Source organism: Mesorhizobium sp., from assembly GCF_004963255.1.
Lineage (GTDB): Bacteria > Pseudomonadota > Alphaproteobacteria > Rhizobiales > Rhizobiaceae > Mesorhizobium.
The window spans coordinates 31,769-44,557 of sequence record NZ_SUGA01000016.1 but is presented as its reverse complement, the minus strand read 5'-3'; the positions used below and the strand labels follow the sequence as shown (position 1 = coordinate 44,557).

Below are 12,789 nucleotides of genomic sequence, written 5' to 3'. Positions count from 1 at the left end.
CTTTTCGGCCAGATCATGCGCAAGAAGGAATTTTATGAACATCCTCGAACGCGACCCGTCCGATCCACGCCGCAAGCCGATGAACCCCGGCCTGAAATTCCTGCTCGAGCTGGGGCCGGGCCTGGTGTTCTTCTTCACCACCATCCGCGGCGAGTGGCTGGCCGAAAAATTCCCGGTGCTTGCCCATCTCGGCGAGCCGATCCTGATCGCCACCGCCTTCTTCATGGTCGCGACCGCGCTTTCGCTCGGCGTCTCCTGGCTGCTGACGCGCAGCCTGCCGCTGATGCCGCTGGTCTCGGCGATCGTCGTCTTCGTCTTCGGCGCGCTGGCGCTTTACCTGCAGGACAAGACCTTCGCTTTCATGAAGCCGACGATCATCAACTCGCTGTTCGGCGTAACCCTGCTCGGCGGGCTGCTGTTCGGCCGCTCGCTGCTCGGCTACGTCTTCGATTCCGCCTTCCAGCTCGATGCCGAGGGCTGGCGCAAGCTGACCTTCCGCTGGGGCCTTTTCTTCCTGTTCCTGGCCGTGCTCAACGAGGTCATGTGGCGCAACTTCTCCGAGGCGACCTGGCTATATTTCAAGGTCTGGGGCACGATTCCGATCACCCTGCTGTTCACCTTCAGCCAGATGCCGCTGATCATGCGCCACTCGCTCGAGGAAAAAGCCAAGGAAGAGAAGGCCGGGAACTAAAGCAATTCCAGGAAAAGTGTGACGCGGTTTTCCGTCCGGAATTGCGCCAGAATAAGAGGGGGCGACATGGAATTCCTCACCACGCATGACGAGCTGAGGACGATCTACAAGACGCCTCGGCCGACCGACGGTTCGATCCGGAAGGAACTGAAGAGCCTCGACGGCCATTGCCGCTCCTTCATCGGCAAGAGCCCCTTCGTGCTGATCGGATCCTCCGACGGCGCCGGCAATGCCGACGTGACGCCCAAGGGCGACAAGCCCGGCTTCACCGCCATCCTCGACAACAACACCATCGCCATTCCAGACCGTCCCGGCAACAACCGGCTGGACACGCTGGAAAACATCATCCGCAACCCGTCGGTCGGGCTGCTCTTCCTGATCCCCGGCATGAACGAGACGCTGCGCGTCAATGGCGACGCCCGCATCACCGTCGATCCCACCTTGCGCGAACGCCTGGCGGTCGACGGCAAGGAGCCGCAGAGCGTCATCGTGGTGACCGTCAAGGCCGCCTACATGCACTGCGCCAAGGCCTTCATGCGCTCCGATCTCTGGAAGCCCGAGACCTGGTACGACCGCGCGATGTTGCCGACGCTCGGCCAGATCATCCGCGACCAGCTGGCGCTGAGCGAAAGCGCCGGCGAGATCGACCGCGAGCTGGACGACGATTACCGGCAGACCATGTGGTAGGCTTCCGGGACGACTCAACCCTTCGTCCGGTCTCCCTTGATCGAAATCATCGCCATATCGGGCAGCCTGCGCGCCGCGTCGACCAATTCGGCCCTGCTTGCCGCCCTGGCCGCCAATGCCCCTGACGACTGTAGCGTCCAGGTCTATGACGGGCTCGGCCGGCTGCCGATCTTCAACCCCGACGATGAGGGCGAGCGCACGCCGCCCGAAGCGGCGCGCCTGATCGAGATGATCACCCGCGCTGATGGCGTCATCGTCTCCTGCCCCGAATATGCGCATGGCGTGCCCGGCGGCATGAAGAACGCGCTCGACTGGCTGGTCTCGCGCGACGCCGCCGTGGGCAAGCCGGCAATGCTGGTCCACGCCTCGCCCCGCTCGCTCTACGCGCGGGCGGCGCTCGCCGAGATCATGCGGACGATGTCGTTCGCGATGTATGAGGAGACACTGGAGATCGCGCTGCTGGGCAAGAAGCTAGGGGAGGTGGAGGCTATTCTGGCGGAGAATGCGAACCGCCAGGCGATGCGCGATGCGGTGCAGGGGTTCGCAAGATTTATTCGCGCCAACATAGCCTCGTCATCCTAGGGCGAAGCAAGGAGCGAAGCGACGCGGCGCAGACCCTAGGATCCATTCCGTGACGCTAAGGCGTTGCGGCGATTATAGAATTCTGCACCGTCGCGCTCGACGTCGAAAGTCACGGAATGGATCCTCGGGTCAAGCCCGAGGATGACGAACGCGAGGGGAGCGCCCATACCTCTGCCCCTCGCCGAAGGACCGCGCAGGCACTCGAACTGTAGCCTACCCCTTCCGCAGCGTCTCGACATCGGTCTTGCCGACATACCAGTCGCGGGCGTTGACCTCCTCGAACACCACCCAGACATCGTTGTTGCCAAGCCCGGTGGCCTCCATGATGGCCGAAGTTACCTTCTTGGCGATGTCAGCCTTCTTGCCGGCCGGATCGGCGGCGATCACTTCCTTGACGATGCGGATGTTGACGAATGGCATGATGTCCTCCCCTTGGGTTGTGCCGGTTGGCGTCAGGCGACGGTTTGGCAATTCGCTCCGGCAAAGCGGATGGCGTTGGTTGCGGGAACCGCAGCGCGGCGGGCGCTGCGGGAATGCGCAGAAAGGCGAGCAAAGGCCAGAGAAGCGCCTTGAGCAGTCTCAATAAGTCTTCGCCCCGTTCACCATCAGCCGCACCACGTAGAGCGAGGTGGTGCCGGCGATGTAGAGGCAGTTCAGCTTGTTGCCGCCGAACACGCAGTTGGCGGTCACTTCCGGCACCTTGACCTTGCCGATCAGCGTGCCGTCCGGGTCGTAGCAATGGATACCGTCGGCAGCGCTTGTCCAGATGCGCCCGTCGGAATCGAGCCGGAAGCCGTCGAACAGGCCGGCGGTACAGTCGGCGAAGACCTTGCCGCCCGAAACCTTCTTGCCGTGCTTGCCGACAGTGAAGACGCGTATATGCGCCGGGTTCTTCTCGCCATGCGTGCGGCCGGTGTCGGCGACATAGAGCAGGCTTTCGTCCAGCGAGAAGGCGAGCCCGTTCGGCCGCACCATGTCGGTGATGACGGCCTCGACATCGCCGGTCTCCGGATCGACCCGGTAGACATTGCAGGCGCCGATCTCGCTTTCCGCCTTGTCGCCTTCATAGTCGGTGTCGATGCCGTAGCTCGGATCGGTGAACCAGATCGAGCCGTCGGAACGCACCACCACGTCGTTGGGCGAGTTCAGCCGCTTGCCTTTCCATTTGTCGGCGATGGTGCTGATCGAGCCGTCGAATTCCGTGCGGCTGACGCGGCGGCCGGAATGCTCGCAGGTCACCAGCCGGCCCTGCCGGTCGACCGTGTTGCCGTTGGAATTGCCGGAGGGCTGGCGGAACACGCTGACGCTGCCGTCGGTCTCGTCATAGCGCAGCATGCGGTTGTTCGGGATGTCGGACCAGACGACATAGCGGCCGGCGGCGAACCAGGCCGGCCCTTCCGCCCAACGGCATCCGGTGAACAGCTTTTCCACCTGCGCGCTGCCGTTGAACAGGCGCGCGAAGCGCGGATCGAGAATTTCGTAATAGTCAGCGGCCGCCATGCGTTTCCTCCCGGCATCAGGTGACGGGCGGATCAAGCCAGCCCGCGGTCATTCTGGCAAGACGGCAGGCCTGTAATTTGTATGACAAAACGGATGAGACTGCGTGAAGCGCGCGCCAAAGGCCGCCATGCCGAATGCATGGGCCCGCTAGCCCGCGGTTAACCGGCTATGCGCTGGCTGCAATGGTGCATTGCAACATCTTTCTTTTGCAACGCACCATTCCTATGTCATGCTCGCAATTGTCAGGGAGGAACAACCGGCCGCAGCAGTGCGGCATGAAAGGAACCCTGTCATGTTCGACAATCTTGTTTCCCGCGCTCGCGCCAGCATCGCCAAGCGCCGTCAGTACAACCGCCTCGTCGCCGAAATCGAGAACCTGTCCGGCCGCGATCTCGCCGATCTGCGCGCCGACCGTTCCGAGATGCTCTATCAGATCCGCAAGCAGATCTACGGCTGAGCGTTTTCGGTCGAGGGCAATTCCCCCTCACCCGGATCGCCAACCGAATTGCGAAGGGCAATTCGGGGCAATCCGACCTCTCCCCGAGAGGAGAGGAGCAGGTAAGCGCCGGCGCCGACCTCTTCTCCCCTCGGGGGCGAAGCGGCCGGATGAGGGGGCGTCAACCCGGCGCAGCCAAGGCCTTTTCGATCTGCGGCAACAGCAAAGTCCTCACGGAGTCGGGTGTCAGCGGCCCGACATGCTTGTAGGCGATCTTGCCGTCCTTGCCGATGACGAAGGTTTCCGGCACGCCATACACGCCCCAGTCGATCGCCGCGCGTCCGGCCGGATCGACGCCGATGGCCTGATAGGGATTGCCGAGATCGCCGAGGAAGCGGCGGGCGTTTTCCGGCTGGTCCTTGTAATTCAGCGCCGCAAGCGTGAAGCGCTTGTCCTGCGACAGGCCAAGCAGAACCGGATGCTCTTCGCGGCACGGCGCGCACCAGGACGCGAACACATTGACCAGCGTCACCTTGCCGGCAAAGCTTTTGGAATCGAGCCCTGGCAGGTTCACCCCTTCCAGCGGCGGCAAGCTGGTCTGCGGCGCCGGCAGGCCGATCAGCGCCGAGGGGATCTCGGCAACATCGCGGCCCGACAGAAGCTGCGACAGGAACAGCCCCGCCAGCCCCAGGAACACCAGCAGCGGCAAAAGCACGAACAGGCGGCGGCGCGGCGCCGGAGCTTCGGTCCCGGTGCTCATGGCTTTGCCGCTCCGGATTTGTCCGAACGCCTGCGCACACCGGCTGCTTCCAGCGCCGCGAGCTCGCGCTTGCGCGCCCGCTGGTCGAGCAGGATCCAGCCGATCAGCCCGGCCAACACGATCGCCGTGATGGCATAGGCGGCGGTGACGAACAGGGCGTGCGCGCTCATGTCGACCGCTCCCCATTCTCCGTCATGCCAGTCGTTTCGATCATGTCTTTCCTCTGAGCGTTTCACCGTCTGATAGAGACAGTGATCCGCTCCATTTCCTTGTTCTGACGCAATTCCTGACGGAAAAACCGCTCGCGCTTTTCGTGGATTGGTCTAGCCCCGCCGCGGATTTCCCGCAATTGTCTCGGCGCCGCAGCGAAATGAACGTCCTTGTCGCATCAGTCCGTCCCGTGCCGCAGGGCCAGCGCCGCCGCCAGGGGCCCGACCACCGCAAGAAACAATGTCAGCGCGGCAAGAATGAGGAAGGGCTGCAGGAACGGCGCCGGATCGGCGACGGCGCCATAGCTTGCCGAAACGCCGAAGATCAGCACCGGAATGGTGAGCGGCAGCACCAGCACCGAAATCAGCAGCCCGCCGCGCGGCAGCGCCACGGCTACCGCCGCACCCGCCGCGCCGATGAAGGTGATGGCCGGCGTGCCGATGAGCAGCGTCAGCGCCGTGGCGCCGATGCCCAGCGGCTCCATGTTCATGAACAGGCCGAGCAAAGGAGCGGCGATAACCAGCGGCAACACGCTGCCCGCCCAATGCGCCAGGCATTTCGTCAGCACCGTCAGCGCCAGCATGTGCCGGTCGCCGTTGAGGACAAGAAGATCAAGCGAGCCGTCCTCCCGGTCGGCCTGGAAGAGCCGGTCGAGCCCGAGCAGGCAGGCGAGCAGCGCCGCGATCCACAGGATCGCCGGGCCGATGCGCGACAGAAGATTGAGGTCGGGCCCGACGCCGAACGGTATGGTGACGATGACGGCGAGAAAGAAGATGACGCCGACCAGCGCGCCGCCGCCGGCACGGATGGAAAGGCGGATGTCGCGGAGGAAGAGGGCCCACATTACGTCGTGATCCCTTTGCAGGGTTTGCGTTCCTTCGCGCCCCCCTCTGCCCTGCCGGGCATCTCCCCCACAAGGGGGGAGATCAGCCGTCGCAGACGATTTCGCCAATCACTAACCTTGGCAGGGTGAGCGGGGCGCCGAAGCTGCCAATCTCCCCCCAAGTGGGGGAGATGGCCGGCAGGCCAGAGGGGGGCGCCGTAGAGCACCGACATCAATGACCTACCTTCATTTGCAGCTCGCGCGCCCCCTCCAGCCCCAGCGGCAGATGCGTCGCCGCCACCACGATCCCTCCGCCCTCGAGATGGCCCCGCATCAGCCCCGCGAACCGCTCCTCCGAAGCCTTGTCCAGCCCCGCCGTCGGCTCATCCAGCAGCCATACCGGTCTATGGCTGACCAGAAGCTTGGCGATCGACACCCGCCGCCTTTGCCCGGTCGACAGATAGCCGAAGGGCAGATGCCCAAGCCCGCCGAGCGCCACAGTCTCCAGCGCGTCTTCGACGCTCAATGCCGGTTCGCCCTGGAGGGCCCGCCAGAAGCCGAGATTCTCCTCGACGCTGAGCGCCGTCTTCATCGCGTTGAGATGGCCGAGATAATGCGAGGCGGAGGCGACCGTCGGGAAAGCCTCGCCGCCGCCTTCGACCAGCACCTTGCCCGCGGCAACCGGCAGCAGCCCGGCGACTACCCTCAGCAGGGTCGATTTGCCCGAGCCGTTCGGCCCGGTGACGATGAGCGCCTCGCCCTGGTCGAGCGCAAAGCCGATGCCGGAAAAAACCGCCTCGCCGCCGCGCTCGCCGCCCAGATTTTCGGCGATCAGCCGCATCATTGCCCGTTCCGAAAGCACCGTTTCGCGGCCGTCGCCGCATCGCACAAATTTGCCTTTTGTCTGTCTAGAACTATTCCAGGAAATTCTCTATATGCGGTTCATCCGTGCCAGCGGTCGGCGCGGGAACAGAATTAGCGCCGAACCAGCGCACGCGCCGCCTTGAACGGCTCGGGTTGCTTGGGAGCGGACAGCGGAAATGGCCGTACCCGCACCTTTGCGCGTGATTGCATGCCATCGGCGTCCGTTCCCTTTCAGGCTGAACAGACAAGGACGGATCGCACGTGTCAAAATCCCTCGACAGTTTCAATTGCCGCCGCACCCTGACCGCGGGTGCGGACTATGTCTATTTCGACCTCGTTGAGGCCGAGAAGAATGGCCTCACCGGCATCGCCCAGCTGCCCTATTCTATGAAGGTGCTGCTGGAGAACCTGCTCCGCAACGAAGACGGCCGCTCCGTCACCAAGGAATCGATCCAGGCGGTCGCCGCCTGGCTGACCGACAAGGGCACCGCCGGCGTCGAGATCGCCTATCGCCCGGCCCGCGTGCTCATGCAGGATTTCACCGGGGTTCCGGCCGTGGTCGACCTCGCCGCCATGCGCGACGGCATCAAGGCGCTCGGCGGTGACCCTGAAAAGATCAACCCGCTGGTGCCGGTCGACCTCGTCATCGACCATTCCGTCATCGTCGACGAGTTCGGCACGCCGATGGCCTTCGCCCGCAATGTCGAGCTCGAATATGAGCGCAACGAGGAGCGCTACAAGTTCCTGAAATGGGGCCAGCAGGCCTTCCGCAACTTCCGCGTCGTGCCGCCCGGCACCGGCATCTGCCACCAGGTCAATCTCGAATATCTGGGGCAGGTGGTGTGGACCAACTCGGAAGACGGCGAGACGGTCGCCTATCCCGACACCTGCGTCGGCACCGATTCGCACACCACCATGATCAACGGGCTCGGCGTGCTCGGTTGGGGCGTCGGCGGCATCGAGGCCGAGGCCGCGATGCTCGGCCAGCCGGTCTCCATGCTTCTGCCGGAGGTCATCGGCTTCCGCCTCACCGGCAGGCTCAAGGAAGGCGTCACCGCCACCGACCTGGTGCTCACCGTCACCCAGATGCTGCGCAAGAAGGGCGTCGTCGGCAAGTTCGTCGAGTTCTTCGGCCCGGGCCTGTCCAACATGACGCTGGCCGACCGCGCCACCATCGGCAACATGGCGCCGGAATATGGCGCGACCTGCGGCTTCTTCCCGGTCGACTCGGAAACCATCCGCTACCTCACCATGTCCGGCCGCGAGGAAAGCCGCATCGCCCTGGTCGAGGCCTATTCGAAGGCGCAAGGCATGTGGCGTGACGCCGGCTCGGCCGATCCGGTCTTCACCGACCTGCTCGAGCTCGACCTCGGCGATGTCGTGCCGTCGATGGCCGGGCCGAAGCGCCCCGAAGGCCGCGTCGCCCTGCAGGACGTTCCGGCCGGCTTCGCCAAGGCGATGGAGACCGAATACAAGAAGGCCGCCGAGATCTCGAAGCGCTATGCGGTCGAAGGCACCGGCCACGATCTTGGCCATGGCGACGTCGTCATCGCCGCCATCACGTCCTGCACCAACACCTCCAACCCGAGCGTGCTGATCGGCGCCGGCTTGCTTGCTCGCAACGCCAACCGCGTCGGCCTGAAGCAGAAGCCGTGGGTGAAAACCTCGCTCGCCCCCGGCAGCCAGGTGGTCGCCGAATATCTGGAAAAATCCGGCCTGCAGAAGGAACTCGACCAGATCGGCTTCAACCTGGTCGGCTTCGGCTGTACTACCTGCATCGGCAATTCCGGCCCGCTGCCGGCGCCGATCTCCAAGACCATCAACGACAAAGGTTTGATTGCTGCCGCGGTGCTTTCCGGCAACCGCAACTTCGAAGGCCGCGTCTCGCCGGACGTGCAGGCGAATTACCTCGCCTCGCCGCCGCTGGTGGTGGCGCATGCGCTGGCCGGCACGGTGACCAAGGACCTGACCACCGAGCCGCTCGGCGAGGGCAGCGACGGCAAGCCGGTCTATCTCAAGGACATCTGGCCGACCTCGGCCGAGATCCAGGAGTTCATCGAGAAGAACGTCACGCGCGAGTTGTTCGCCCGCAAATATGCCGACGTCTTCAAGGGCGACGCCTACTGGCAGAAGGTCAAGGCGCCGGAAGGCCAGACCTATGCCTGGGACGACCATTCGACCTATGTGCAGAACCCGCCCTATTTCGCCGGCATGGGCCGCGCCTTCGGCAAGGTCGGCGACATCAAGGGCGCGCGCGTGCTCGGCCTCTTCGGCGACAAGATCACCACCGACCACATCTCGCCGGCGGGTTCGATCAAGGCCGCCTCGCCGGCCGGCAAGTACCTCACCGAGCATGGCGTCGGCGTCGCTGACTTCAACCAGTACGGCACGCGGCGCGGCAATCACGAGGTGATGATGCGCGGCACCTTCGCCAACATCCGCATCCGCAACCACATGCTGGGCGAGAACGGTCGCGAGGGCGGCTACACGATCCACTATCCTTCCAAGGAGGAGATGTCGATCTACGACGCGGCGATGGAGTACAAGAAGGACGGCGTGCCGCTGGTGATCTTCGCCGGCGTTGAATACGGCAACGGCTCCTCGCGCGACTGGGCGGCCAAGGGAACGAATCTCCTCGGTGTCCGCGCGGTCATCGCCCAGTCCTTCGAGCGCATCCACCGCTCGAACCTGGTCGGCATGGGCGTCATCCCCTTCGTCTTCGAGGAAGGCACCTCATGGGCCTCCCTCAATCTGAAGGGCGACGAGCTGGTCGAGATCGACGGCCTGGACGCGATCAAGCCGCGCCAGAAGATGGTGGCCAAGGTGACCTATGGCGACGGCACGGTGAAGAACGTGCCGATCATCTGCCGCATCGATACGCTGGATGAGCTCGACTACTTCAAGAACGGCGGCATCCTGCAGTACGTGCTGCGGGATTTGGCTGCCTAATAGGGGAATAAGGGAGTAGGGCAGTAAGGGAGTAGGGAAAGACACTCCCTACTGCCCTACTGCCCTACTGCCCTACTGCCCTTGCTTTCCAAACCCCGCCGTCGCGGCCAGCAGCACCGCCAGCATCAGCCCGTCGAGCCGATGCCGATCGCGACCACCACCAGGCCAGCAGCTCGGCGAAGCTGCCGATCCTGTATTGCCGCACTTGCCGGACGCCCTACAGTCCCGCGGCAATGAAAGCCAGGTTGGTCAAAGCATTAGCCGGCTCCGCCCAAAGTCTTGGTCCGTCCGTTCGCAATAAAGATCGACGGAGGTCAGGAGAGTTTGCCACGTGGTTCGGATGCTGCTCCCCGATCGAACCGCGCCTTGAAATGCAACCGCTCTCCTATTGGGCCCTTACCTGCGGCTGAAACAGCAAAAATTTCACCGCAACGTGACTTCCCGTTGACCGCCGCTTCTGCCACATATTTTAGCAATCAGAACAAAGCCGGCGTCACCGGCGGGAATTGGAAAAGTCATGGCATTTCGAGGACGATTGCGGCTTGCGGCAGCAGCGCTGGCCCTTACGGCGTTGGGCGGCGTGGCCCTGCCAGCCGAGCCTGAGAAGGCCGCGACCGACAAGTCCCAGGCCGACAACCCCCAAATCGCCAGGCCCTTGGGCGTGGTCGAATTGTTCACCAGCCAGGGCTGCAGTTCCTGTCCGCCGGCGGACGAGTTCTTCGCCGAGCTCGCCGGCAAGGACAACATCATCGCGCTCGCCTACCACGTCAATTACTGGGACTATCTCGGCTGGCAGGACACGCTGAGCACCAAGGAGAACACCGAGCGGCAATATGACTATATGCGCGCCTTCGGCAGCCGCTCGGTCTATACGCCGCAAGCCGTCATCAACGGCCGCAGCCACGTCAACGGTGCCAGCCGCAAGGATGTCGACGGCGCCTTGGCCCGGATGGACAGGACCGGCGAAGGCATGCGGGTCGCCATCAAAGTGAGCCGCACCAGCGACCGTGTCATGATCGACGCGGGCGATGCCGGCAACGGCCCGGCGGATGCCCATGTGGTGATCGTCTATTTCGATCCGCCGCAGATGGTGAAGATTGGCCAGGGCGAGAACAGCGGCCGCAGCCTGACCTACTGGAACGCAGTTTCCGACATCCAGACCGCCGGCATGTGGCACGGCAAGGCCCAGCGTTACGAATTGCCGATGACCGAGATCGCCAAGAAGGGCGGCTGCGCGGTGCTGCTGCAGTCGGTCGGCAAGGACGGCATGCCCGGCCCGATCCTCGGCGCCGCCTTCATCCGCAAGCCGGATCGGCTTTAAGCTGCCACCTTCTAGCAATTGGCTTCTCGTCCGCTAGCGCGGACTGCTTCTCACCACAAGGCAGGACTATCTTTGGGAGTTCGAATAGCCGGCATGCCTTGATCGGCGTGACTGATCAGGCGGAGGCTTGATTGCCACGTGGTTCCCCCAATCCGTCGCTGCTTCGCAGCGCCACCTTCCCCCCTCCGGAGGGAAAGGAAGGGAGCGTTGCTGGACGAGCGCTGACGCCAAAAAGCTTGGCGCCTTCCTCTACCCCGTCGATCGGGGGAGAGGTGGCTCGGCGAAGCCGAGACGGAGTGGGGGTCGACCAGCGCTACATTGGACAATGCGTGCGCCAAGCTGCCATGCACCCTATCGCCAAGACCAGATGCTCGGAAATGTGTGCATGCCGCAGACAACAGGAGAAGGAAAAATAAAAAAACCGGCGTCAGCTTGCTTCTGACGCCGGTCATTCAGGTTTTGGGATCGTCGCACCTGATTTTTCCAAGGAAAAACCGAGGTTGGTTCGATCCGACGCTGACCCGTGGGCGGGGGGCTTGGGGTTTACGAGCCGGTGCCGGACCGAACCGTCTCAGGCAACGCCGGTAAACTCGTCGGAGATTGGGGCATGAGCGCGGATTATTTGTGGCAAGAATGTGGCAGAGTATCACCAATTCCAACATGTGTTTCGCAAACGTGACTGGACGTTTGGGAAAGCGCACGACCCTGCGCATGCCTGCCCGGCCCTTGCAATTTGAATCTGAAAGCGCGAACCTTGGCCGGCGCATGATTCAATCGAAGGATCGAGGCATGACCGATCACAGCGGCGGGACGGAGGATGGGGAAGCATCCGGAATATTGATCCCGTTGCACGAGGCGCGCAGCGCACGCCTCGACCAGCCGGTGCGATTCGACCGGCGCGAGCTCGACCAGATCCTGAGGCTCTACGGACGCATGGTGGCGGCCAATGAATGGCGCGACTATGCCATCGACCATCTCACTGATCGCGCTGTCTTTTCCGTCTTCCGCCGGGCCAGTGAAGTGCCGCTGTTCCAGATCGTCAAGGACCCGAAACTGGCGCGCAGGCAGGGCGCATTCGCCGTCATCGCGGCGGGCGGCCGCATCCTCAAGCGCGGCCAGGAACTCGGCCGCGTGCTTGGGGTCTTCGATGCCAAGCTGAAGGTGGTTGAGGCGTGAGAAGAGGAACTGGAGAACTGAAGAATTGAGGAAAAGAGGCGCTACGCGCCTGATAAAATGATCTTCCTTTCTTCAGTTCTTCAATTCCTCATTTCTTCAATTCCCATTTTCCCATTTTGCTCATTTCCCTCCGAGCCTGAACCTTCGCTCCGGCAGCGAATCAGGATCCGGCGGTAGCTCTGCGCCGCCATTCAGCGACAGCTGCATGAACACCGTGTCCAGCCAGCGCCCGTGCTTGTAGCCTGATCCTTCCAATCGCCCGGAATGGCGGAAGCCGAGCTTTTCGTGCAGCCGCACCGAGGCGCTGTCGGCATGGCCGTCGCCGATCACGGCGATGATCTGGCGGAAGCCCGCCGCGCGCGCCGTTTCGATCAGCGCCCGCATCAGCAGCGAGCCGACGCCCTGCCCCTTGGCCTCGGGCGCGACATAGACCGAATCCTCGATGACGAATCGGTAGGCGGGGCGCGGCCGGAACGGTCCGGCATAGGCGTAGCCGAGCACGGCGCCGCCCTTTTCCGCCACCAGATAGGGGAAGCCGCCCGCCGCCAGAGTGTCGAATCGGTTGCCCATTTCAGCGCGGGTGGGCGGCTCCAGCTCGTAGCTCGCCGTGCCGTGGACGACCGCATCGGCGTAGATTTCAGTGATCCGGTCAAGGTCGGCCGCAGTCGCAGCCCTGATCTCAATATTGCTCATAATCTGTGCAGTTTGTTTTCCTGCCTCGATAACAGCAAAGGCATGCAAAAAAGGAAAGGGCGGCCGTTGGGCCGCCCTTTCGCAACTCTATGGTCCA

The 12,789-nt window shown here is 63.6% G+C and carries 14 protein-coding genes and 1 pseudogene; 7 read left to right on the top strand and 8 right to left on the bottom strand.

Translation table 11 applies throughout. The annotated features are described in order from the left end of the window. The first annotated feature begins 34 nt into the window (after window positions 1-34). From E5X34_RS17820 to E5X34_RS17810, 3 genes are all read left to right on the top strand, one after another. Entirely contained in the window at window positions 35-691 is a 657-nt protein-coding gene (locus E5X34_RS17820; protein WP_126080443.1) for a septation protein A, read from the top strand. A 66-nt stretch (window positions 692-757) separates the two neighbouring features. Next, window positions 758-1,378, top strand: coding sequence for a pyridoxamine 5'-phosphate oxidase family protein (locus E5X34_RS17815; protein ID WP_292567314.1), 621 nt, complete (start codon window positions 758-760; stop codon window positions 1,376-1,378). Between the two features lie 36 nt (window positions 1,379-1,414). Continuing rightward, on the top strand, window positions 1,415-1,960 hold the full coding sequence (locus E5X34_RS17810) for an NADPH-dependent FMN reductase (RefSeq protein ID WP_292567313.1): 546 nt from the start codon (window positions 1,415-1,417) through the stop codon (window positions 1,958-1,960). A gap of 213 nt (window positions 1,961-2,173) precedes the next feature. On the opposite strand, the gene E5X34_RS17805 is transcribed toward E5X34_RS17810, so the two are convergent. Both E5X34_RS17805 and E5X34_RS17800 read right to left on the bottom strand, forming a co-directional pair. Further along, window positions 2,174-2,380 (bottom strand): 4-oxalocrotonate tautomerase family protein, encoded by a 207-nt coding sequence (locus E5X34_RS17805; RefSeq protein WP_042645446.1) that lies wholly within the window; start codon window positions 2,378-2,380, stop codon window positions 2,174-2,176. A gap of 159 nt (window positions 2,381-2,539) precedes the next feature. Further along, window positions 2,540-3,460, bottom strand: coding sequence for an SMP-30/gluconolactonase/LRE family protein (locus E5X34_RS17800; protein ID WP_292567311.1), 921 nt, complete (start codon window positions 3,458-3,460; stop codon window positions 2,540-2,542). Between the two features lie 292 nt (window positions 3,461-3,752). Between E5X34_RS17800 and E5X34_RS17795 the strand changes: the two genes are divergently transcribed. Then, window positions 3,753-3,917 carry a hypothetical protein gene (locus E5X34_RS17795; protein ID WP_245431577.1) on the top strand — a complete coding sequence of 55 codons (165 nt, stop codon included), beginning with the start codon at window positions 3,753-3,755 and terminating at the stop codon, window positions 3,915-3,917. 160 nt (window positions 3,918-4,077) lie between these two features. Here the strand turns inward: E5X34_RS17795 and E5X34_RS17790 are convergent, their stop codons facing one another. The 4 genes from E5X34_RS17790 to ccmA all read right to left on the bottom strand — a co-directional run bounded on the left by E5X34_RS17790 (window position 4,078) and on the right by ccmA (window position 6,530). After that, the gene (locus E5X34_RS17790; RefSeq protein WP_292567309.1) at window positions 4,078-4,656 is read right to left on the bottom strand and encodes a DsbE family thiol:disulfide interchange protein; all 579 of its coding nucleotides are present in this window, start codon (window positions 4,654-4,656) and stop codon (window positions 4,078-4,080) included. Continuing rightward, window positions 4,653-4,826, bottom strand: coding sequence for a heme exporter protein CcmD (ccmD, locus tag E5X34_RS17785; RefSeq protein WP_292567307.1), 174 nt, complete (start codon window positions 4,824-4,826; stop codon window positions 4,653-4,655). Before ccmD ends, E5X34_RS17790 begins: the two co-directional genes overlap by 4 nt. Window positions 4,827-5,044: 218 nt before the next feature. Continuing rightward, window positions 5,045-5,710, bottom strand: coding sequence for a heme exporter protein CcmB (gene ccmB / locus E5X34_RS17780; protein WP_292567305.1), 666 nt, complete (start codon window positions 5,708-5,710; stop codon window positions 5,045-5,047). A 211-nt stretch (window positions 5,711-5,921) separates the two neighbouring features. Beyond that, complete coding sequence (gene ccmA, locus E5X34_RS17775) at window positions 5,922-6,530, bottom strand: heme ABC exporter ATP-binding protein CcmA (RefSeq protein WP_292567507.1); 609 nt, start codon at window positions 6,528-6,530, stop codon at window positions 5,922-5,924. A 284-nt stretch (window positions 6,531-6,814) separates the two neighbouring features. On the opposite strand from ccmA, the gene acnA reads away from it, so the two are divergent. After that, window positions 6,815-9,502: an aconitate hydratase AcnA gene (acnA, locus tag E5X34_RS17770; protein WP_292567303.1), complete on the top strand. Its 2,688-nt coding sequence runs from the start codon at window positions 6,815-6,817 to the stop codon at window positions 9,500-9,502. Between the two features lie 131 nt (window positions 9,503-9,633). Here the strand turns inward: acnA and E5X34_RS17765 are convergent. After that, window positions 9,634-9,844: pseudogene (locus E5X34_RS17765) on the bottom strand (hypothetical protein); the annotation flags it as partial. Between the two features lie 175 nt (window positions 9,845-10,019). On the opposite strand from E5X34_RS17765, the gene E5X34_RS17760 reads away from it, so the two are divergent. Beyond that, entirely contained in the window at window positions 10,020-10,823 is an 804-nt protein-coding gene (locus E5X34_RS17760; RefSeq protein ID WP_292567301.1) for a thioredoxin family protein, read from the top strand. Between the two features lie 789 nt (window positions 10,824-11,612). Then, window positions 11,613-11,999, top strand: a complete 387-nt coding sequence (locus E5X34_RS17755) for a DUF2794 domain-containing protein (protein WP_292077808.1) — start codon at window positions 11,613-11,615, stop codon at window positions 11,997-11,999. Between the two features lie 120 nt (window positions 12,000-12,119). On the opposite strand, the gene E5X34_RS17750 is transcribed toward E5X34_RS17755, so the two are convergent. Further along, window positions 12,120-12,692, bottom strand: a complete 573-nt coding sequence (locus tag E5X34_RS17750) for a GNAT family N-acetyltransferase (RefSeq protein ID WP_292567300.1) — start codon at window positions 12,690-12,692, stop codon at window positions 12,120-12,122. Between the last annotated feature and the right edge of the window lie 97 nt (window positions 12,693-12,789).

Coding starts and splice junctions, on each gene's coding strand:
- E5X34_RS17820 (WP_126080443.1), top strand. CDS start 35: ATGAACATCCTCGAACGCGACCCGTCCGATCCACGCCGCAAGCCGATG.
- E5X34_RS17815 (WP_292567314.1), top strand. CDS start 758: ATGGAATTCCTCACCACGCATGACGAGCTGAGGACGATCTACAAGACG.
- E5X34_RS17805 (WP_042645446.1), bottom strand. CDS start 2,380: ATGCCATTCGTCAACATCCGCATCGTCAAGGAAGTGATCGCCGCCGAT.
- E5X34_RS17800 (WP_292567311.1), bottom strand. CDS start 3,460: ATGGCGGCCGCTGACTATTACGAAATTCTCGATCCGCGCTTCGCGCGC.
- E5X34_RS17795 (WP_245431577.1), top strand. CDS start 3,753: ATGTTCGACAATCTTGTTTCCCGCGCTCGCGCCAGCATCGCCAAGCGC.
- E5X34_RS17790 (WP_292567309.1), bottom strand. CDS start 4,656: ATGAGCACCGGGACCGAAGCTCCGGCGCCGCGCCGCCGCCTGTTCGTG.
- ccmD (WP_292567307.1), bottom strand. CDS start 4,826: ATGAGCGCGCACGCCCTGTTCGTCACCGCCGCCTATGCCATCACGGCG.
- ccmB (WP_292567305.1), bottom strand. CDS start 5,710: ATGTGGGCCCTCTTCCTCCGCGACATCCGCCTTTCCATCCGTGCCGGC.
- ccmA (WP_292567507.1), bottom strand. CDS start 6,530: ATGCGGCTGATCGCCGAAAATCTGGGCGGCGAGCGCGGCGGCGAGGCG.
- E5X34_RS17760 (WP_292567301.1), top strand. CDS start 10,020: ATGGCATTTCGAGGACGATTGCGGCTTGCGGCAGCAGCGCTGGCCCTT.
- E5X34_RS17755 (WP_292077808.1), top strand. CDS start 11,613: ATGACCGATCACAGCGGCGGGACGGAGGATGGGGAAGCATCCGGAATA.
- E5X34_RS17750 (WP_292567300.1), bottom strand. CDS start 12,692: ATGAGCAATATTGAGATCAGGGCTGCGACTGCGGCCGACCTTGACCGG.